General features: G+C 53.4%; 19 protein-coding genes. 10 read left to right on the top strand and 9 right to left on the bottom strand.

Annotated features, from left to right (window positions below; translation table 11 throughout):
- Nucleotides 1-45 precede the first annotated feature (45 nt).
- Nucleotides 46-1,239 carry an efflux MFS transporter YdeE gene (ydeE, locus tag ACMYSL_RS13875; protein WP_434663579.1) on the top strand — a complete coding sequence of 398 codons (1,194 nt, stop codon included), beginning with the start codon at nucleotides 46-48 and terminating at the stop codon, nucleotides 1,237-1,239.
- 117 nt (nucleotides 1,240-1,356) lie between these two features.
- Nucleotides 1,357-1,827 (top strand): helix-turn-helix domain-containing protein, encoded by a 471-nt coding sequence (locus ACMYSL_RS13870; protein WP_434663576.1) that lies wholly within the window; start codon nucleotides 1,357-1,359, stop codon nucleotides 1,825-1,827.
- A gap of 335 nt (nucleotides 1,828-2,162) precedes the next feature.
- Here ACMYSL_RS13870 and urtE read toward each other — a convergent pair whose 3' ends face one another.
- From urtE to ACMYSL_RS13835, 7 genes are all read right to left on the bottom strand, one after another.
- Nucleotides 2,163-2,861: an urea ABC transporter ATP-binding subunit UrtE gene (urtE, locus tag ACMYSL_RS13865; RefSeq protein WP_434663574.1), complete on the bottom strand. Its 699-nt coding sequence runs from the start codon at nucleotides 2,859-2,861 to the stop codon at nucleotides 2,163-2,165.
- Nucleotides 2,862-2,870: 9 nt separating this feature from the next.
- Nucleotides 2,871-3,668, bottom strand: coding sequence for an urea ABC transporter ATP-binding protein UrtD (urtD, locus tag ACMYSL_RS13860; RefSeq protein ID WP_434663572.1), 798 nt, complete (start codon nucleotides 3,666-3,668; stop codon nucleotides 2,871-2,873).
- Nucleotides 3,668-4,741 (bottom strand): urea ABC transporter permease subunit UrtC, encoded by a 1,074-nt coding sequence (urtC, locus tag ACMYSL_RS13855; RefSeq protein ID WP_181486105.1) that lies wholly within the window; start codon nucleotides 4,739-4,741, stop codon nucleotides 3,668-3,670. Before urtC ends, urtD begins: the two co-directional genes overlap by 1 nt.
- A complete protein-coding gene (urtB, locus tag ACMYSL_RS13850) occupies nucleotides 4,741-6,315 on the bottom strand; it encodes an urea ABC transporter permease subunit UrtB (RefSeq protein WP_434663571.1) in 1,575 nt (524 codons plus the stop codon). Before urtB ends, urtC begins: the two co-directional genes overlap by 1 nt.
- A gap of 84 nt (nucleotides 6,316-6,399) precedes the next feature.
- A complete protein-coding gene (gene urtA / locus ACMYSL_RS13845) occupies nucleotides 6,400-7,671 on the bottom strand; it encodes an urea ABC transporter substrate-binding protein (protein ID WP_110274118.1) in 1,272 nt (423 codons plus the stop codon).
- Nucleotides 7,672-7,849: 178 nt separating this feature from the next.
- Nucleotides 7,850-8,953: a cobalamin-independent methionine synthase II family protein gene (locus ACMYSL_RS13840; RefSeq protein ID WP_434663567.1), complete on the bottom strand. Its 1,104-nt coding sequence runs from the start codon at nucleotides 8,951-8,953 to the stop codon at nucleotides 7,850-7,852.
- A gap of 149 nt (nucleotides 8,954-9,102) precedes the next feature.
- Nucleotides 9,103-9,495, bottom strand: a complete 393-nt coding sequence (locus tag ACMYSL_RS13835; RefSeq protein ID WP_434663566.1) for a rhodanese-like domain-containing protein — start codon at nucleotides 9,493-9,495, stop codon at nucleotides 9,103-9,105.
- Between the two features lie 67 nt (nucleotides 9,496-9,562).
- Here ACMYSL_RS13835 and ftrA point away from each other — a divergent pair, with 67 nt between their 5' ends.
- The 7 genes from ftrA to ACMYSL_RS13800 all read left to right on the top strand — a co-directional run bounded on the left by ftrA (nucleotide 9,563) and on the right by ACMYSL_RS13800 (nucleotide 15,925).
- Nucleotides 9,563-10,573: a transcriptional regulator FtrA gene (ftrA, locus tag ACMYSL_RS13830; protein ID WP_434663565.1), complete on the top strand. Its 1,011-nt coding sequence runs from the start codon at nucleotides 9,563-9,565 to the stop codon at nucleotides 10,571-10,573.
- Nucleotides 10,574-10,707: 134 nt separating this feature from the next.
- Nucleotides 10,708-10,803 carry a protein MgtS gene (mgtS, locus tag ACMYSL_RS13825; RefSeq protein ID WP_049089018.1) on the top strand — a complete coding sequence of 32 codons (96 nt, stop codon included), beginning with the start codon at nucleotides 10,708-10,710 and terminating at the stop codon, nucleotides 10,801-10,803.
- Between the two features lie 287 nt (nucleotides 10,804-11,090).
- Nucleotides 11,091-12,122, top strand: coding sequence for a hypothetical protein (locus ACMYSL_RS13820; RefSeq protein WP_434663564.1), 1,032 nt, complete (start codon nucleotides 11,091-11,093; stop codon nucleotides 12,120-12,122).
- 375 nt (nucleotides 12,123-12,497) lie between these two features.
- Entirely contained in the window at nucleotides 12,498-12,965 is a 468-nt protein-coding gene (locus tag ACMYSL_RS13815; protein ID WP_434663563.1) for a DUF2846 domain-containing protein, read from the top strand.
- 345 nt (nucleotides 12,966-13,310) lie between these two features.
- A complete protein-coding gene (locus tag ACMYSL_RS13810) occupies nucleotides 13,311-13,967 on the top strand; it encodes a hypothetical protein (protein ID WP_434663561.1) in 657 nt (218 codons plus the stop codon).
- A 36-nt stretch (nucleotides 13,968-14,003) separates the two neighbouring features.
- On the top strand, nucleotides 14,004-14,567 hold the full coding sequence (locus ACMYSL_RS13805; protein WP_434663559.1) for a hypothetical protein: 564 nt from the start codon (nucleotides 14,004-14,006) through the stop codon (nucleotides 14,565-14,567).
- Between the two features lie 44 nt (nucleotides 14,568-14,611).
- On the top strand, nucleotides 14,612-15,925 hold the full coding sequence (locus tag ACMYSL_RS13800; protein ID WP_434663556.1) for a murein L,D-transpeptidase catalytic domain-containing protein: 1,314 nt from the start codon (nucleotides 14,612-14,614) through the stop codon (nucleotides 15,923-15,925).
- A gap of 158 nt (nucleotides 15,926-16,083) precedes the next feature.
- On the opposite strand, the gene ACMYSL_RS13795 is transcribed toward ACMYSL_RS13800, so the two are convergent.
- Both ACMYSL_RS13795 and ACMYSL_RS13790 read right to left on the bottom strand, forming a co-directional pair.
- The gene (locus ACMYSL_RS13795) at nucleotides 16,084-16,536 is read right to left on the bottom strand and encodes a GNAT family N-acetyltransferase (RefSeq protein ID WP_434663553.1); all 453 of its coding nucleotides are present in this window, start codon (nucleotides 16,534-16,536) and stop codon (nucleotides 16,084-16,086) included.
- A 379-nt stretch (nucleotides 16,537-16,915) separates the two neighbouring features.
- On the bottom strand, nucleotides 16,916-17,986 hold the full coding sequence (locus ACMYSL_RS13790; RefSeq protein WP_434663550.1) for a LacI family DNA-binding transcriptional regulator: 1,071 nt from the start codon (nucleotides 17,984-17,986) through the stop codon (nucleotides 16,916-16,918).
- Nucleotides 17,987-18,193: 207 nt separating this feature from the next.
- Between ACMYSL_RS13790 and ACMYSL_RS13785 the strand changes: the two genes are divergently transcribed.
- Complete coding sequence (locus ACMYSL_RS13785) at nucleotides 18,194-21,301, top strand: beta-galactosidase (RefSeq protein WP_434663547.1); 3,108 nt, start codon at nucleotides 18,194-18,196, stop codon at nucleotides 21,299-21,301.
- Nucleotides 21,302-21,330 lie beyond the last annotated feature (29 nt).

The following is a 21,330-nucleotide window of genomic DNA, read 5'->3' as shown; positions in this document are numbered from 1 at the left end:
TGTGATCGGGACAACAAAAATAACATCACATCAGGCAAGGAAAAAATGATACCGACACTCAGGCGCTCAACCGCAGCGCTGCTGGCTTCGTCATTGCTGTTAACTATTGGTCGTGGCGCAACGTTACCTTTTATGACTATCTACCTCACCCGCCAGTACCAACTGGAGGTAGATAAAATCGGCTATGCGCTGTCGACTGCATTGATCGTCGGCGTGTTGTTCAGTATGGGTTTTGGTATCCTGGCCGATAAGTTCGACAAAAAGCGTTATATGACCATCGCCGTACTGGCGTTTATTGGCGGCTTTGTGGCGATCCCATTGGTTAATAGCGTTGCGCTGGTCGTGTTTTTCTTCGCGCTGATTAACTGCGCCTACTCGGTGTTCTCTACCGTGCTGAAAGCCTGGTTCGCCGACGTGCTGTCGCCGGAAAAGAAGGCGCAGATTTTTTCGCTCAACTATACCTTTCTCAATATCGGCTGGACCGTTGGACCGCCGATAGGCACCCTGCTGGTGATGCACAGCATTAATCTGCCTTTCTGGCTGGCGGCGGGATGCGCGGCGCTGCCGCTGGTATTCATTCAGCTGTTTGTACAGCGTACAACGGCGGCAATTGCTCATGATAACGCCATCCAGTGGTCGCCTTCAGTGCTGCTACGTGACCGGGCGCTGCTGTGGTTTACCCTTTCCGGCCTGCTGGCCTCCTTCGTTGGCGGCTCTTTTGCTTCCTGTATTTCCCAGTACGTGCTGGTCGTTGCTGATAGCGATTTCGCCGAGAAAGTGGTTGCTGTGGTGCTGCCGGTCAACGCCGCCGTGGTAGTGGCGCTACAGTACGCGGTTGGGCGTCGCCTGACCGCCCGCAATATTCGTCCGCTAATGACGTTTGGTACGGTGTGCTTTGTGCTTGGACTTGGCGGCTTTGTGATTTCTGGTAATAGCCTGCTGCTGTGGGGCGTTTCAGCTGCGGTCTTTACACTCGGTGAAGTCATATATGCGCCGGGCGAGTATATGCTTATCGATAACATCGCCCCGGCGGGTATGAAGGCCAGCTACTTTTCTGCTCAATCACTGGGCTGGCTGGGGGCGGCTTTTAACCCGATGCTGACTGGCACCATTCTAACCCACCTGCCGCACTGGTCGCTGTTTGTGATTTTGATGGTGGCGATTGTCGCCGCATGGTTGATGATTTTCCGCGGCATGAACGTGCGCCCGTGGAACGGAAACGCGGTCGCCAGCGCGTAAACCCAGGCACCGCGCGGCTGTCAGGTTGCTGTCGTGTCTCTGTCGGGTTCCGATCGTGGTGCCCGACAACCTTATAGATAACACTCCGTCTCAGGTTTTCACCCGGAGATAGAAATAATGAACAGCAATAATCAGGTTAAACAATTGCGTTTGCAGCGCGCCTGGTCACAAGAGCAGCTTGCCGAACTTACCGGGCTCAGCGTGCGGACCATTCAGCGTATTGAGAACGGTGATCGTCCAGGTCTGGAAACGCTGAGCGCTCTCGCGGCGGTATTTGAAGTGAACGTCGTCGAGATTAGCGGCGATTCATCTGCAGGGCATGAAGAGTCGCTGGATTTACGCATTGAAGAAGCTAAAGAGCGCGTTGAGCGAGAGAGTCGGTTTTATCGATCGCTGACGGTGGCGGTGGTGGTCTGCGCTCTGCTGGCAGTGCTGAACTGGCTCACCGGTTCCGAGAGCTACTGGTCCGCGTGGGTGGCGATTATCTGGGGGGCGCTGCTGGTGGTCAAAGGGTTGCGCTTGTTTGTGTTTGGCGAATGGATCAAGAACTGGCGGCAGGCGCGCTTGCAGCGGCTGTTGCGCAAGTAGCCTTTTGAACGACTCTGCGCGCTTTTCCCGGGGACGGCGCTTAACGCGCCTTGCCTTGGCTACGGGTTCGTGCGGGATGGGATTTGGTAGCCCGGACAGATGCGCAGCATCGCCTCCGGGAAATTCGCCAATCCTCTGCGCGGTTTCCCCGGGGGCGGCGCTCGACGCGCCTTGCCCGGGCTACGGGTCCGTGCGGGATGGGGTTTGGTAGCCAGGACAGATGCGCAGCATCGCCTCCGGGAAATGCACCAATCCTCTGCGCGGTTTCCCCGATGGCGGTGCTCGACGCGCCTTGCCCGGGCTACGGGTTCGTGCGGTTTGGTATCCGGGAATGACTAAATGGTGACCATTCCGCGCACGCCTTCGGCTTCCATATCGCTGCCGTTACCCTGCTGGATAATCGCTCCACGTGACATCACCAGGTAGCGGTCCGCCAGCCCGGCGGCAAAATCATAGAACTGCTCAACCAACAGAATCGCCATATCGCCGCGATTCGCTAGCTGGCGGATCACCTCGCCAATCTCCTTAATCACCGACGGCTGAATACCTTCCGTCGGCTCATCAAGGATCAGCAACTGCGGTCTGCTGGCCAGCGCACGACCAATCGCCAGCTGTTGCTGTTGACCGCCGGAAAGATCCCCTCCACGCCGCTGCTTCATGGTTTTCAGTACCGGAAACAGCTGATAAATCTCTTCCGGCACCGTCCGCGCGTCGCGAGCGGGAAAGCGCGATAGCCCCATCAGCAGGTTCTCTTCTACCGTCAGGCGCGGAAAAATCTCGCGCCCTTGCGGAACGTAAGCGATCCCAGACTGCACTCGCTGATGCGGCTTGCGCTGGGTGATATTTTTCTCCTGCCACAGCACTTCGCCGCTACGCGCCGGAATAAGCCCCATCAGACACTTCAGCAAGGTGGTTTTTCCCACTCCGTTGCGCCCAAGAAGGCAGGTAATCTCTCCCTGACGAGCGGAAAAATCCACGCCGCGCAGAATATGGCTGCCGCCATAGTATTGATGTAACTGATTAACCTGTAGCATCCGCGCTCCTTAGCGTCCGAGATAAACTTCTATCACCTGTTCGTTGGCCTGCACTTCACGCAGCGACCCTTCCGCCAGCACCTGCCCCTGATGGAGCACCGTCACCCGGTCGGCGATGGTCTCGACAAACCCCATATCATGCTCGACCACCATCAGCGAATGCTGCCCGGCCAGGGTGCGGAACAGCTCGGCGGTATACTCCGTTTCGGCGTCGGTCATCCCGGCGGCGGGTTCGTCCAGCAGCAACAGATGCGGCTCCTGGACCAGCAGCATACCGATCTCAAGAAACTGCTTTTGGCCATGCGACAGCAGCCCGGCCGGTCGGGAACGTTCACCCTCCAGCCGCAGCAGGCGCAAGGTTTCGCTGATTCGATCAGTTTGCTCGCTGTTCAGGCGCGCCCGCAGGCTGGCCCACACCGACTTATCGCCCTTCATCGCCAGCTCGAGGTTTTCCGCGACCGTCAGCGCCTCAAACACCGTCGGTTTCTGAAACTTACGTCCAATGCCCTGACGGGCGATGGCGATGGGATCGAGGGTCATTAAATCTACCGATTGATCGTAAAGCGCCCTGCCGCTCTGCGGGCGGGTTTTGCCGGTGATCACGTCCATTAACGTGGTTTTCCCGGCACCGTTAGGGCCAATCACGCAGCGCAGTTCACCCACGCCAATTTGCAGCGACAGATTAGTCAGCGCCTGAAAACCGTCAAAGTTGACGTTAATCTCTTCCAGTTGCAAAACCGGGTCGGTTTGCTCACGGAATCTGTCCGTCGGCAATTGACGGGTAAAAAGTCCTTCTTCCGGTTGCATCAGCGGTCTCCTTTACGCAGCAGGCCAATCACTCCGCGCGGTAAAAACAGGGTCACGATAATAAAAATCAGCCCAAGAAAGAGCTGCCAGTATTCCGGCATCGCCACGGTAAAGTAGCTTTTCGCGCCGTTGACCAGCCCTGCGCCGAGTACCGGGCCAATTAAGGTCCCGCGGCCTCCCAACGCCACCCAAATCGCCGCTTCAATAGAGTTGGTTGGCGACATTTCGCTGGGGTTGATAATCCCGACCTGCGGCACGTATAGCGCGCCCGCCAGGCCGCACAGCACCGCCGACAGCGTCCACACCAAAAGCTTAAATCCGCGTGGGTCGTAGCCGCAGAACATCAGGCGGTTTTCGGCATCGCGCACCGCCGTCAGTACCCGACCAAATTTGCTTTGTGCCAATACATAGCCAATCCACAGGGTGAGCAACAGCAGCAGTACCGTCGCCATAAACAGCGCCGCCCGGGTGCTGATAGCGGTGACGGGGAAACCGAGCAGCGTGGTAAAGCCGGTAAAACCGTTATTACCGCCAAAACCGGTTTCGTTACGGAAAAACAGCAGCATCCCGGCGTAGGTCAGCGCCTGGGTCATTATTGAAAAATAGACCCCTTTGATTTTCGAGCGGAAGGCAAACCAGCCGAAAACCAGCGCTAATAAACCGGGTACCAGCACCACCAGCAGCATTGCCCAGGCAAAATGTTGAGTGCCCCACCAGAACCACGGCAGTTCGCTCCACGATAAAAACGACATAAAGGCTGGCAGCCCGTCACCCGCCGCCTGGCGCATCAGGTACATACCCATCGCGTAGCCGCCGAGGGCAAAAAAGATCCCATGGCCGAGGGAGAGCATTCCGGCGTAGCCCCAGACTAAATCCAGCGCCACGGCGACAACCGCGTAGCAGAGGATTTTACCGGTGAGCGTCAGCAGCCAGGTGGAAACCGCCAGCGGATGTGTGGCGGGCAGTAGTGCCAGAAACGGCATACTTAGCAGGCCCAGCAATAACAGAACACCGAGCCATCGCAGCGGGCGCGGCGCTTTGCGCGCCAGCGTTAAGGTAATGGGTTGGCTCATCAGTCAATAACCCTCCCTTTGAGAGCGAACAGTCCCTGTGGACGTTTCTGAATAAACAGGATAATCATCACCAGGATCAGGATTTTGCCCAGCACCGCGCCCATCTGCGGTTCGAGGATTTTGTTAAAGATCCCAAGGCCAAACGCCGCCGCCACGCTCCCGGCCAGCTGTCCGACGCCGCCGAGCACCACCACGAGGAACGAATCGATAATATAGCCCTGACCGAGTTCCGGCCCGACGTTGCCGAGCTGCGACAGCGCCACGCCGCCCAGTCCGGCGATGCCGGAGCCAAGACCAAACGCCAGCATATCCACGCGTCCGGTAGGCACCCCACAGCAGGCCGCCATCGCGCGGTTTTGCGTCACCGCGCGCACGTTCATTCCCAATCGCGTTTTATTCAACGTCAGCCAGGTGAACAGCAGCACCAGCAGCACGAAAGCCAGTACCGCCAGCCGGTTCCACGGCAGGATAAGGTTTGGTAAAACCTGCACGCCGCCGGAGAGCCACGCCGGGTTAGCCACTTCAACGTTCTGCGCACCAAACAGCATCCGCACCAGTTGGATCAGCATCAGGCTGATACCCCAGGTGGCGAGCAGCGTCTCCAGCGGGCGTCCGTAAAGATGGCGGATAACGGTACGCTCGAGCACCATGCCAATGCCGCCAGTCACCATAAACGCGACCGGCAGCGCAATCAGCGGATAAAAAGCCAGCCACTGCGGGGCCAGCTGCGCCAGCGCCTGTTGAACCAGCCAGCAGCTGTAAGCGCCAATCATCAGCATCTCCCCGTGAGCCATATTGATGACCCCCAGCAGACCATAGGTGATCGCCAGGCCAAGTGCGGCAAGCAGTAAAACAGAGCCCAGCGACAGCCCCATAAACGCCTGACCAAGAAGATCGCCCAGCAGCAAGCGATGCTGGATTTTGCTCAGGCTCTCCTGCGCCGCCGCGCGAATCGCCGGGTTGGGTTCATGTTGTGAGTCGGTCAGAGGCGTCAGCAGTGCCTGGGTTTCCGGATCGCCAGAATGACCAAGCAGTTCAATAGCCGCCAGCCTCTGTGCAGGCTGCGGACTGGCAAGCTGCAGGCGAGCAAGCGCAATTTCCAGCTGCGATTTCACCGTGCTGTCGCTTTCCACCGTCAGACGCTGCTGTAAAAGACCCGCCATCTCTGGCGTCGCTTCGCGCTGGAGCGTTTTTACCGCCGCGGCTCTTTCCGTGACGTTGTCACTTACCAGTAGATGAGTCGCCAGCGCGCTGGCTGCCAGATTACGCAGGCGGTTGGTCAGGCGTACGGGCTTTGTTATACCGACAGGAGTTGTGGCCGCACCCAACGCAAGCAGGTTTTCGCCCTGCTTGCTGAAAGCGTGACCGCTATTATCTGATTGTAATGTTTCACTTTTCAGCGCCCGTAGCAGCGGTAAACGTGGCGCTTGCGGTGCGGCGGCCCACTGTTCAAGCAGTTGGGCCTGCTGGCTGCGGTTGGCGGCTACGAAATCGTCGGCGTCCGCTGCCTGCGCTCGCCACGGTATCAATACCATCAGCAGCGCGAAGTAACTCATGAGGCGCAATGCGTTCATGGTCGTTCTCCTTTCTCGGGAAATCCGGGCACCGGGCCCGGACGACAGAATCCATCACCCCGGCGCTGTGCCGGGGTTTAACGCTTAGTTGCTGGCGCTTTTTATCGGGTGATCGGGCTTCTTATCGTTACCGGCGATCCACGGGCTCCACGGCTGAGCGCGTACCGGCTCTTCGGTCTGCCAGACCACGTTAAACTGGCCGTTGCTTTCGATTTCGCCAATCATCACCGGTTTGTGCAGATGGTGATTGGTGGCGTCCATGGTCAACGTAAAGCCCGACGGCGCTTTGAAGGTCTGACCGGCCATCGCTTCGCGAACCTTGTCGACATCGGTGGTGCCCGCTTTGGTCACCGCCTGCGCCCACATATGCAGCCCAACCCAGGTCGCTTCCATCGGGTCGTTGGTCACCACGGTGTCGGCATTCGGCAGCTTGTGCGCTTTGGCGTAAGCACGATAATCGGCAACGAACTGTTGGTTGGTTGGGTTATCTACGGATTCGAAGTAGTTCCACGCCGCGAGGTTGCCCACCAGCGGTTTAGTGTCAATGCCGCGCAGCTCTTCCTCGCCGACGGAGAACGCCACCACCGGAACATCAGTCGCTTTCAGCCCCTGGTTAGCCAGCTCTTTATAGAACGGGACGTTGGAATCGCCGTTAATGGTGGAGACCACTGCCGTTTTGCCGCCAGCGGAGAATTTCTTAATGTTGGCGACGATGGTCTGGTAATCGCTATAGCCGAATGGGGTGTAGACCTCTTCGATATCTTTATCCTGAATACCTTTGGCATGCAGGAAGGCGCGGAGAATTTTGTTGGTCGTGCGCGGGTAGACGTAGTCGGTGCCCAGCAGGAAGAAGCGTTTTGCCCCACCGCCGTCTTCGCTCAGCAGATATTCCACCGCCGGGATCGCTTGTTGGTTTGGCGCCGCGCCGGTGTAGAAGACGTTTGGCGACATCTCTTCGCCTTCATACTGCACCGGGTAGAACAGCAGGCCGTTCAGCTCTTCGAACACCGGCAGAACCGATTTACGCGACACCGAGGTCCAGCAACCGAACACCGCAGCGACCTTATCCTGCGTCAGCAGCTGACGCGCTTTTTCAGCAAACAGCGGCCAGTTTGACGCCGGATCTACTACCACCGGCTCCAGCTTTTTCCCCAACACGCCACCTTTGGCATTGATGTCGTCGATAGCCATCAGGGCGACATCTTTTAGCGGAGTTTCGGAAATCGCCATCGTCCCGGAGAGCGAATGCATAATCCCGACTTTAATGGTGTCGGCGGCATAAACCTGGAAAGAGATGCCCATGCTGATCACAGAGGCGGAGAGTGCAAAAGCTTTTAATAATGTTCGACGCTGCATGTATTTCACTCCTGAATAGCGCAAAGACAAAAAATGAATTAACGACTGACAGGAAGTGATAAGGCAAAAACGGTGCCAGGTTGTTCAGTGGCCTTAAAACGCGGCGGGAGACGTGGGGAGGGAAAAATAATGGGCAGCGCTGCCTCAAAATAGTGCAGCGCTGCGCTAAGAAGAGAAATTACCAGACCTGTTCGGCAATATCAGTAACCAGACGGACTTTATCCCACTGCTGAGCCTCAGTCAGGGAATTCCCCTCTTCGGTGGAAGCAAAACCGCACTGTGGACTGAGGCAAATCTGCGCCAGCGGGACGAATTGCGCCGCTTCCTGTAAGCGTGCTTTCACGCCCTCCGGGTTTTCAAGTTCACCGTTTTTGGTGGTGATCAGCCCCAGCACGACCTGTTGATGACCGGGACGAATAAAGCGCAGCGGCGCGAAATCGCCGGAACGGTCGTTATCGTATTCGAGGAAAAAGGCATCGATATTGACGCCGCCAAATAGCACTTCCGCCACCGGCTCGTAGCCGCCTTCGGAGATCCACGTCGAGCGGAAGTTACCGCGACACACGTGCAGCCCGATAGTCAGATCCTCCGGCTTTCCTTCCAGGGCCTTATTCAGGACACGAGCGTAGGTGCGCGCCAGTTCGTCCGGGTCTTCACCGCGATCGCGAACCTGTTGACGCTGTTCATCGGAGCACAGATAGGCCCAGACGGTATCATCCAACTGCAAATAGCGGCAGCCCGCATCGTAGAAGGCACGGATCGCATCGCGCCAAGTGGTTGCCAGGTCATCGAAATAGTCGGCGAGGTCTGGGTAGACGGAGGCGTCGATATCTTTGCGCCCGCCGCGAAAATGCAACACGCTTGGGCTGGGAATGGTCATTTTCGGCTGCGCGTTGCCGCTGATGCTTTTCAGGTAACGGAAGTCTTCCAGCATCGGATGGTCGCCAAAGGCCAGTTTGCCTGTAACGCGAACCCCGTGCGCTTTAGTCTGTACCCCATTGAACTGGATGCCTTTTTCAGAATCGTAGCGCTCAACCCCCTGTAAGCCGTCGAAGAAATCAAAGTGCCACCATGCGCGACGGAACTCACCGTCGGTCACCACATGCAGGCCGCACTCGCACTGCTGTTGCACCAGATGGCGAATGGCCTCATTTTCAACCTGACGCAGTTGCTGCGCATCAATGGTGCCAGCGCTGAGCTGCTGACGGGCCTGTTTAATGGCGTCCGGGCGTAAAAAGCTGCCGACGATATCTGCGCGGAACGGGGCCTGATGACGTTGCATGGTGTCTCCTTAGCAGTGGGCAAGGTTAGTTGCCCACCGTGATAGTTTATTATTTGAATATTTAGACTTCTGGATGGCTATATGTCCAGATACTGTCATGCACGCAGCGCATCGGCAAACGAGAATAATTCATGTCACATGAAATAAATTCATTTTGCGAACGGCAATCCTTCATCTTCCCAGCCGGTCAGGCCGCCGAGCATCATTTTGACCGGACGCCCCAGCAGTGCCAGCTTCATCGCCGCGGCATCTGCCCCGTTGCAGTGCGGACCGGCGCAGTAAACCACAAACAGCGTCTCTTCAGGCCACTGCGCCATTCGGGCCTCATCTATCTGCCGATGGGGCAAATGCAGCGCGCCGGGAAGATGGCGGCGGGCAAACGTCTCTTCACTCCCAACCACGTGCAGCAGCACGAAGTCAGGTGCGCCGTCGCATATCGCGCTGTAAACATCGGCGCAGTCGGTCTCAAGACTGAGCTTATGACGAAACCAGGCGGCAGCGTCGGTGGAACTGGCAGGGGCAATTGCGGTTACAACACTCATGGCATCTTCTCCTTGTCTGTGATACCACTACTTTAATTAACCTCCAGCACGACATCTGCCGCTCACCATGACTGAAAACGTTGAAATCATGACAACCTCATCCGTGACGTTGTCACGCCACCGGGTAATTACCCTCGCCTATGACGGGTTATGTACCTTTGAATTTGGCGTCGCGGTAGAAATCTTCGGCCTGTCTCGCCCGGAGATGGGCGAACGCTGGTATCAATTTGCCGTGGCTGCCGTCGATGAAGGCGAACTGCGGGCTACCGGTGGGATTCGTCTGATGACCGATGGCGGCATGGCATTGTTAAACGAGGCGGATACCATCGTGGTGCCCGGCTGGCGCGGTATCGACGCCCCCGTTCCGCCTGCGCTGTGCGAAGCACTGGTCACGGCACATAAACGAGGCTGTCGGATCATTTCTATTTGCTCCGGAGTTTTTGTTCTGGCCGCCGCCGGGTTGCTTAACGGACGCAAGGCCACAACCCACTGGCGCTATACCGAGCAGCTCCGCGCACGATTTCCGCTGATTGAGGTGATCGACGATGTGCTGTACGTCGGCGCAGAGGGAGTGATGACGTCCGCAGGAAGCGCTGCGGGCATCGATCTGTGTTTACATCTGGTACGGGACGATTTTGGTATCGAAGCGGCGAATACCGTCGCGCGGCGTTTAGTGGTTTCCCCTCATCGCGACGGCGGCCAGGCGCAACAGATTGTGCGTCCGGTAGCCAAAGCGCGAGAGAGCCAGCGGCTGGGGCAACTATTCGATTTTCTGCATCAGAATCTCGCCGGCAGCCACACCGTAGCCTCGCTGGCGGAAAAAGCCGGTATGGGGCCGCGCACATTTTTACGTCGTTTTGAAAATGCCACCGGCAAAACCCCTGCCCGCTGGCTGCTTGATGAGCGCCTGCTGCGCGCTACGCAGCATTTGACTCACAGCCGACTGAGCGTTGAGCAGATTGCCGAGCTTTGCGGTTTTTCCAATGCCAGTACCCTGCGCCACCATTTCCGCCAACAGTTTGCGCTTAGTCCGCTGCAGTACAGGAAGAAGTCGCTCGCTGACAGGAAAGTGGTGTAACCCTTCCTCAAATAGTCACTCCCGGCAATTTGTTAAGCGTTTGTTTAGAATGGCCGGGTTATGATGTATCCAACAACCGTAAACCTGTTCAATGAGGACAACTTAGCGCAAAGCAAAACTAATGGAGGTTAATCATGCTGGGAAATATGCATGTATTTATGGCAGTTCTGGGAACCATTGTGTTCTTTGGATTTCTTGCCGCGTATCTAAGCCACAAATGGGACGACTGATGAACACCGATACTCCCCACCCGTAAACGCCCCCTGCTGCTGATGCACCAGGGGGCGTTCTGTTTTCTGGGCTTTGAAATCACATAGTTAGATTCTCTGCGAAAAACTCAATATTTTACCGTTTAGCCTGCGCTTGAACTTCTAAAGCTGCGTGTCTGCTGGCCTGGATTATCTGTACTCAAAAATTTAACCAGATATGCCATATAGTGAATAATAACCTCTCTATACTATTCAGCGGAGAGCTGAGTGAAAAACGCTCAACCTTCCACTTCCTGATGTGATTCCCGGTGACGACTCTACACAGTGGATACCGCTACTATGAACAAACGTATATTCATTACGACCCGCTACCCTGTCAGCGCACAACACGCGCGCCCCCCATCGAGTTCCTGGATCAAATAGTCGATACCTTAGATGCTTTACCTGATGATGTTTTCGCTGAAAATAAGCTTCATGATATCTACGCAGTAATGAAAGGTGCGCTAGGGCCATATACCAGCCTCGCTCACCGAAAAGCCGTCATGTGTGAGGTACTTCGCGTACAGGCGGGTTTTGAATCCGACTGGCGCTGGGGTGCAGGTGTTGATAAGAAAAATCATCGTTCCCTGTCTCACATTGAGAGCGAAGAAGCCGGAGCTTTTCAGGTATCATTTGACAGTATTGGTGGTCGACATTCCGCGTTGTTTGACTTTGCCAAACAGCGCGGTATAGACACGGCTGAAACGTTCATTACAAAAATGAAAGAAGACCACGATTTGGCAGTAGAGTATTGCGCGCGATTGTTGCGCATCAACACCACCTGGTGCGGCACGATAAAAGACCCCAGCAAGGTTATCTCACATGTGCGGCGTGATGCAGTGGAAGAATTCCAGACATTTCTCTCGCTCAAAACACCTCCTCAGGCGATGTTCGCTAAGAATACTGTGCTGCTCAGCGACAAAGAAAAAATTATCGAAGTGATGAATATTGTCCGGACCCCGTCCCGTTATGACAAGGTTCAGGAAATCGCGGCGATTGAGCTCTTTAAATTAGCCCATGAGCACTGGCCGCATGATGGTTGTGCGCTAAACCTCTCCAATCTATTACAAGAAGGGAACATAGCCGTTCCCGATATTATGCAGGCGTTAGCTTTGGGCAATTATCTGCACGATCATCGACAATGGACAACCATTCCTGTTGGTCAACAGCAGCCAGGCGATGTGGGTTCCACCTGCGGACCGACGGCTCACCATGGTTATGATCATATTTATCTGGTTCTGGAGCGTATTGATGACGATAAAATGATTATTGCCGATAATCAAAAACCAGTACCCACATGAGCGCTTCGCCAGCGGAAAAGGCAGAACCCCAACGAAATTCTTTTTGCGCCCAGCCTGACGAAACAAGGCAAAGACTTGCTCTAAGTCTTTGCCTGCCAGAATGATAATGCATCGGCCAAAGCGTTTACCCTGATGAGCAGAAGCGATGGCAATTCCTGGCGAATACTCCCGTTTTATAGAACTGCACTGCAATAATCCCCGTTCAGAATACTCTGCGAGCACCCACCAGTATGTGGCCATTCTCAGCCCTCAATTATGTCCTATCTGACACCTGGCCCTTATGTTTACAATTTGTTACGCGGCATTTCAGTGGTGACATACTTATAAAATAAGATTATCCTTGCTCTGCTGTTTTTTTAACTCATTGAGAATCCTATGAATAAAATAATCCTTACAGCTGTTATTCTTTCTTCAATGCTTCTTGGCGGTTGCGCCTCGGTCCCTTTAGCCAGCAATACTGAAAACACAACGGCCAAATCGTTTCCTACACCGGAAAACGGCAAAGCCGGTCTCTACATATACAGGGACAGCTTTGTCGGCAAAGCGTTAAAAAAAGATGTTTATATTGATGGGCGCTGCGTCGGAGAAACCGCCGACAAAGTCTTTTTCTATCAGCAAATATCGACAGGTCAACCGCATGTGCTGGGGACAGAATCCGAGTTTTCCCCAAATAATCTGACGCTCAATGCCACCCCTGGGAAGAACTATTTTGTTCGCCAGTACATTAAAATGGGCGTATTCGTTGGTGGGGCCGGGCTGGAACAGGTTCCTGAAAGCGAAGGTATGCGCGTTGTTTCCAAACCGGAAGTTAAGCTAGCCGTACCGGGCAAGTGCAATAACTAATCGGTTGCAATGGTTTACCACGGACATCCAGTCCGCGTCGCGGCTGGATGTTATTTCACATAAGTCGGGATTTCCAAAGTTAGTAGGCGCGACTGCGCTTTAGATCAATGACTCCATGGAAAGGACTATTTTATTCTTTTATTATCTCTTTATCTAACACAAGACCCTTACTTAGAAATAAAGCAATGGCATTAAATTTTTTTCCTCTCTTTGGAGTGGTCTCCAGGCTGGTAACCATTGGCATGGTTTAAGGGGCCAATCTATACTGCTATTGATCGATGAGTTAACAATACTGATTTAGTGAATTCCATATACATGTTATCTCCACCCATTACAGGAGTGTGTATGTTCTATTTTCGGATAAACAGAGTCAGAATTTTAGATAATCATAAAAATGCATTTCTCTTTTTTGGCGATGGTTATGCACAAGTCAAATTAATCAGTTTTATTACTTCAGACTCTGACATCCCAATACTTGATGCCTGGTATGCAGAAAAAAATGAGGAGATAAAAAAACAACTACTTATACAAGCAGTACAACAGGTAGCATCAGCGCGAGTATTTAATGAAGTAGATAACGTCAGAGATAACTCCGTCCTGACGTTTGGTGATACTGGATATGTACTTTATTCTACCCCCAACATCCCGGAGAACTTTAACTGGTGTCTGACGGTAATTAAAGATGATAAAAATATCAATGATATTGGAATGCGGCTGGAATCAGTCATTACACAGCCCGACTTTGATACTTTTGCTACAAATTTAGGCACAATTATTCTTGGGACAGTCAATCCCGCTTTTGCAGCTGGCGTTATAATTGCGAAATTTTTAACGAATGTCGTTGCCACCACACTAAAAAACAACCCCGACGATCAGTTAGGGCTGCTCTATATGTCACTCAATAAGCAAGAACACTATCGCTATGGAGAACGCAAACGCGACGGGATCCCCGACCTTAGTGGTAATATACGTGTAGATTACTCGATCTTTGCATTCAAATAATAATTAAATCTATATTTATTGGTGAGGAGTATATTTATGTTTTTGTTAAAAAGACACGCATCAGCATATGCAATCACGTTACTCTTATTTTCTACTGCAGTTCAAGCGCAAGTCCCTGCCTCTGATGGGGTAAAAACCAGTATGGCTTTTATTTATATATTACTTTTTATCGTTATTTTTGGTGCGCTGATTTCTATTTTAGTCATCCGCAATTCTCTACCTAAAGAGTGGTCGTTGGCCGATGCGCTTTCTGAAGATGTTGATTTACCGGTTATCAATGAAGTTACGGTGACAGCAGGAGGTACGACTACAGTGACAAAATCTCCTCTTTATGACGCTGCTGGCAAACCTGTTCTGGCTCCGGTAATGAAAGCCAGTTCGAGCCGACTCATCGCGCTGATGGGTACGATAGTCATTTTGTTTATGTTTATCGGTTTTGGCGTTTTAATATTACTGGACTTTGGCAAAAACGGAAAAATATCCAACTCGGGTTCTGTCAGTGAAATTATTAAATTTTTGGTTGCTGGCATGACGTTATTTGCCCCTTATCTGGTGAACAAATTCGCTTCTCTGTTTCAGGGCTTAACGACGAATAAATAAACAACCAGACACCTGTAGCATAAAAATGAATGAAGGTGAATATTATGTTTACGAAAAGCAAAATTGAGTCACTGCAATTAGCATTAAAATCATTAGAACTTTATAATGGTGATATTGATGGCATCGTTGGCCCACTGACGCTGGCAGCAACTCAAAAATTTGAAGCGTTTATGGTTGAAAAACCATTCATGGGTAAACCTATGACCGAAGAACCGATACCCAACATCACAAAGATCGATAACGTTATCGATCAACTCGGTTCAAATATTGATGAAGCGCTGATATTTACTTTAAAAAATGAAGGGGGCTATACTAATCATCCAGCAGATCAAGGAGGGGCGACGAATAAAGGTATCATACTTAGTGAGTTATCAGAGCATCTAGGAAGAAAAGACGTCACGGAGGAAGAACTTAAAAGCATCAGTATTAAAGCAATTACTGCTATTTACAAAAAAAATTATTGGGATGTATTAAATTTAGATAAAGTATTAGATCAAAGCATTGCTACCGCACTATTTGATATGGGTGTGTTATGTGGTGCGGGGACCGCATTAAGGCTTTGCCAGGAAATATTAAATATCAACATAACCAAAATAATGGACAGACAAACTCTGGATGCCCTCAATAAACTTCCTGATGACAAGTTCATTCCTTTATTTGCCAATAAAAACATTGAATTGTTTAAAAAAATTGTCGCTAATAAACCATCTCAGAATGTCTTCCTTAAAGGGTGGATAAACAGAGCCAACCGGCTTAATTCACTGATTGATAACGATAGTATAGACGTAAGCGTACCTTCATTAATATCCGGCAGCACCATCGGCGAGGGATTATATGCGCTAGCAGATAGTGTAAGCATTCCGCACAATGACATTAAGAAAATGATTGACTGGCAAATGCAAAATAATTCTGTATCCAACCCTCGATACTGGGTTGTATTCAAAATAAAAGAACACTCTAAAACCCAAAGAATGCATATCTTTGATCGCACCGACAATACGGTTCAAAGTGTTTATGCAGTACACGGGACAGGCAGCGATCCAAATAACGATGGGCTAGCAACCATTTTTTCAAATACACCGGATTCACACCAAAGTTCGTTAGGACTCTATAAGACACTAAGCACCTATACGATGGCAAAGCATGGTAGAGCATTGAGGCTGGAAGGTCTTGAGGAGAGTAATAATAATGCCTACACGCGAGGCATTGTCTTTCATGGGGTCCCCTATGCTGATGAAGAATACGTGAACAAAAATGGTCGTTGCGGGCGATCCTACGGTTGCCCCGCCGTCGCGTATGACATTGTTCAATCCTTAATTGATAAACTCAAAGGAGGCTCGCTGCTATTGATATCCTGAACAGAAGGTACGATGACTACGTTGCCGCCGGTTACAACCGGCATCTGGCACGGTAAAATTGGTGGAAAGATCAGCAGTACCTTCCCGATATCTATGTGCAGGTACTGTCGATCTGAACGCTGCCACTGCGTAACGGATTGCCATTGCTTCAAAACATCTCAAAGATTGTTATCGAGAGTTCGCGTATACCCCTGCTCACGCAGGCGAATCAGGCTCTCCTCGCTGGCGCATACCATTCCCGTCGTGAGCAGCTCAAAACCAAAGCGGCGATAGAAGTCTATTTTATCCACAACCGCGTAGATAAAGGTTTTACCAAACGGCTTCAGTTCATTGCTGACCGCCTGCATCAGCTGCTGCCCGTATCCTTTTCCCTGACAGCGTGGAACAACCGCAACATCCGCCAGATAGCTGCACCAGGTCAGGTCGCTAATGGCTCTCGCCACCGCAATCAGCTGCCCATTTTCATAACCAAACCAGCAAAAAGTACTGTGGCGAAAGGCCCGCTCAACTAATGCGACATCTCTTTGATTAAGACCTGCGGCGGCGATAATATCCGCGACTGCATGCCAGTCCACCTGCTCCAGATGCGCTTTACCGACCAGTTTCATCATCACTTTGTCCCCCGGTTTATCCGCATCCAGAGTAGAGCATCTATGCCTAACCTGACAAAGATTTCACTCGCTTCCTCGTCAACAGCATTTTATGCTACTAAAAAAACTATAACCCTCGGGAATTTGTTAACCACTGACATGAAAAACAGCGCATTTATGCTTCTGAAAGGACGAAATATCACCTAATCACAGCATTAAATAAAATATACTCTTGCCCGTTGGCCAGAAAACGGGCAAAAAAAAACCGCCAGGTTATTGGCGGTAAATAAATGCTTGCATGGATAGATTGTTTTTACGTTCAGAGCATTAATCACTCTGCCTACGTCTTTTCATTACGCTATCACACGTTTCTTCAATGAAAGCTAAACGAAGCCGTTGCTCAAAGTTTTTCCACCAGCGTTTTTATTTGCGCGATTAACTGCACCTTCTCATCTTTCGCCTCAACCGCGCAAGGCCAGGTTGAGTGGCGGATGATCAACCGCGTGGGGAGCAGTTCGCGGATCCTTAACTGTGGGGAGGCCATCAACTGGATCAACAGCTCGACCGCCCTTCTTCCCAGTACATTAAAATCCTGTGCGACGGTGGTGAGCGGTGGCTGGAAGTAGAGGCTATCCGCCGTATCATCGTAGCCGGTAACGGAAATTGCCTGGCTACCGGTGCGATTAAGCTGCGCCAGAGCGCTCAGCACCCCGAGCGCCATCTGATCGTTTGCCACCACGATCGCGCTGATACTGGGATGCTGATGCAGCAGTTCAAAGGTTTTATTCCAGCCGCTGGCTGCGCTCCAGTCGCCAAACACCGTCACCGCATTGCTAACCCCCAGCCGGTGTAGCGCCTCGCGCCAGCTGCTCAAGCGCATCCGTGCCGAGACCGAACTCTCCGGCCCGGCGAGTAATCCGAACTCGCGATGTCCTGAGTCCCACAGATGGCGCACGCAGGCTCCGCAGCCGTCGCGGTGATCGAAGCGCACGCAACACACATCAGTGTCCGGCGAAACGTCAAGGAACAGGCAGGAAATATCCGGGTTCTCCTCTACCAGCCGCTCCGCCAGGCTGCTTTCCAGCGGCAAGCTGATAATCGCTCCGCGAATGTGCTGGGCACGAAACTCATTCAACCGCGCCTGCAGTGACGAATAATCGATCTGCGCCGGCATCGCAATCGACACCTCCAGCTGATGTGAACCGGCATAACTTTTTACCGCCGCGGCGATTTGCGAAGGCGCGTGCAGGGTCAACGAAGCGGTAATGAGGCCAATCGACGGCGCGGATTTTCCCGCCAGCAGCTGCGCAGAGCGGTTCGGCACATAGTGCAACGCCTGCATCGCGCGGATCACTTTGTCGCGGGTGCGTTCAGAAACCACCTCCGGATTATTCAGTACCCGAGAAACCGTCTGCTGAGAAACCCCGGCCTCGCGGGCCACATCTTCTAACGTTGCCAAACGGCGCTGCATCGCCCGCTCCTTCTGCCTGAAAACCTAAATGTCGTTCGCTAACATTTTATGTTTAAAAGACGACAAGAATCAGCCATTTTTCTGGCATTTCGTGATCGCCAGTAGGTTTCAATTTCGCCAATATTGCGGCCTAAATGAAAATATCTGATAACGAAACCATTCTTGTCTAGCGAATGACATTTTCTCACTTATCCGTCAGGTATGTGTATGCAACAACATAACTCTATCTCTACCGCAGGACCGACGTTTAATGAAGTAATTGCCCGGGAAGACTGGCAAAACCAGACCATTACTCACCTCAACCGCTTAGCGGCCCACCCAACTTTCGCCAGCTGGCGCGATACCGGCGCAGCGCGGGATAACCAGCTTTCGGCAAGCCGTCGTCTGCTTGATGGTCAGTGGCAGTTTTCTTACGTTCACAGCCCGTTCGATGTGGATGCCAGCTGGATCAATGACGATCTGCCGGACTGCCGCAGTACTCCGGTGCCGTCGAACTGGCAAATGGAAGGCTACGACGCTCCTATCTATACTAACGTCCGCTACCCTATCGATACGACGCCGCCGCGCGTCCCTGACGAGAACCCCACTGGCTGCTACTCGCGGACCTTTAGCGTCGATGAACACTGGCAGGCCGAAGGTCAGACGCAGATTATCTTCGATGGCGTCAACTCGGCGTTTCATCTGTGGTGCAACGGCAAATGGGTCGGTTACTCGCAGGACAGTCGCCTGCCCGCCGCCTTCGATCTCAGCCCGTATCTGCAGGCGGGCGAAAACCGCATCTGCGTCATGGTGATGCGCTGGAGCGCGGGAACCTGGCTTGAAGATCAGGATATGTGGCGGATGAGTGGGATATTCCGCTCGGTGTGGCTGTTACATAAACCGGCGCTGCACCTCAGCGATGTTCAGCTCACTCCGCAGTTGGATGCGTTGTATCGCGATGCCGAGCTGCTGGTCAATTTAAGCGTCGCTGCGCCGGTACAGCAACTGGAAGATCTGACGGTGAAGGTTGAACTGTGGGATGACGCTCGCCTGGTCGCCAGCCACCAGCAATTGCCGGGCTCGCCGATGATTGATGAGCGCGGAAACTACGCCGAGCGCGCGGCGATCCGTCTGCAGGTTGAACGCCCGGTGCTGTGGAGCGCGGAGACGCCGAACTGCTACCGGGCGGTCGTTTCGCTGTGGCGCGGCGATGAGCTGATTGAAGCTGAAGCTTGGGATATCGGTTTTCGTCGTGTCGAAATCAATAACGGTCTGCTGCTGCTGAACGGCAAAGCACTGCTCATCCGCGGCGTCAACCGCCACGAGCATCACCACCAGCGCGGCCAGGTGGTGACCGAAGAGGACATGGTGCAGGACATTCTGCTGATGAAGCAGAATAACTTTAACGCTGCGCGCTGCTCCCACTACCCTAACGCTCCGCGCTGGTATGAGTTATGCAACCGCTACGGCCTGTACGTGGTCGACGAAGCCAATATCGAAACCCACGGCATGGTGCCGATGAATCGCCTTTCCGACGATCCGTCCTGGCTGCCGGCCTACAACGCCCGCGTCAGCCGGATGCTGCAAAGCAATCGTAACCATCCGTCAATTATTATCTGGTCGCTGGGAAATGAATCCGGCGGCGGCAGCAACCACGAAGCGATGTATTACTGGCTGAAACGCAACGATCCCTCACGCCCGGTGCAATATGAAGGCGGCGGCGCCGACAGCAGCACAACCGATATTATCTGCCCGATGTACGCCCGCGTTGAGCGTGACCAGTTGATTCCAACTGTGCCCAAATGGGGGATCAAAAAATGGATCAGCCTGCCGGGCGAGCAGCGTCCGCTGATCCTCTGCGAGTACGCCCACGCGATGGGCAACAGCCTGGGTAACTTTGCCGATTACTGGCAGGCGTTTCGCGACTACCCGCGCCTGCAGGGCGGCTTTATCTGGGACTGGGCCGATCAGGCCATTAGCAAAACCTTCGACGACGGCAGCGTGGGCTGGGCCTACGGCGGCGATTTTGGCGATAAACAGAACGATCGCCAGTTCTGTATGAATGGTCTGGTGTTCCCGGATCGCCGCGCGCATCCTTCATTAATTGAAGCTAAGCATGCACAGCAGTTTTTCCAGTTTACCCTGCTGGCGCAAAGCCCGCTGCGTATCAGTATCAGCAGCGAATATCTGTTCCGTACTACCGATAACGAAGAGCTGCGCTGGCAGGTTCAGGCGGCAGGTGAAACCTTTGCCGAGGGCAGCATGAAGCTCGATCTTGCGCCCGAAGGCCAGAGCGAGCTGACACTATGCGAGAACCTGGTGCTGCCTGCCGGTGCTGAAGAGGTGTGGCTGATGCTGGAAGTGGTCCAGCCGCAGGCCACCGCCTGGTCCGACGCCGGACATCGCGTCGCCTGGCAGCAATTCCCACTCGCCGCCCCGCTGGCCTTACGCGCCCCTGCTTCTGAGGGTACTGCACCTGTGCTGGGCAGCAGCGACAGCGCCTGGACTGTACGCAGTGGATCGCAACAATGGACTATCGACCGGGAAAGCGGTCTGCTGAGCCACTGGCAGGTAGACGGCGTGGAAAAGCTACTGACGCCGCTGCGTGACCAGTTCGTGCGCGCACCGCTGGATAACGATATTGGCGTTAGCGAAGTGGAACGCATCGATCCTAACGCCTGGGTTGAACGCTGGAAAAGCGCCGGTCTCTACAATCTTAGCGCCCGCTGCGTGCAGTGCGAGGCACAAAGTCTGGCCCATCAAGTGGTGATCGATAGCCGCTGGCACTATTTGCGCGGCGAAGAAGTGGTGATCGTCAGCCACTGGCGGATGACGTTTGATGCTGAGGGTAAGCTGCATCTGGCGGTTGATGGCGAACGCGCTGGCACCCTGCCACCGCTGCCGCGCGTCGGGCTGAATTTCCAGGTCCCGGACCAGCATCAGCCTGTCTCCTGGCTGGGTTACGGCCCGCATGAGAACTACCCGGATCGCCGCGCCAGCGCCTGTTTCTCCCGCTGGCAGCTGCCGCTGGAAGAGATGAGCACAGCGTATATTTTCCCAACCGAAAACGGTCTGCGTTGTGATAACAAGGCGCTGGACTGGGGCCGCTGGCATGTGGCGGGTAACTTCCACTTCTCAGTACAACCCTACAGTACCGCGCAGTTAACAGAAACGGACCACTGGCACTGGATGAAGCCGGAAGACGGCGTCTGGATCACCCTCGATGGCCAGCATATGGGCATCGGCGGCGATGACTCCTGGACGCCAAGCGTACTACAGCAATGGCTGCTGCTTGAGACACAATGGCAATATCAGTTAACGATTCACTTCCAATAATAATCGGGGGCGAAAGCCCCCAACCTTAC

Source organism: Klebsiella sp. MISC125 (genome assembly GCF_051131775.1).
Lineage (GTDB): Bacteria > Pseudomonadota > Gammaproteobacteria > Enterobacterales > Enterobacteriaceae > Klebsiella.
This window is presented reverse-complemented; position numbering and strand designations above follow the sequence as displayed.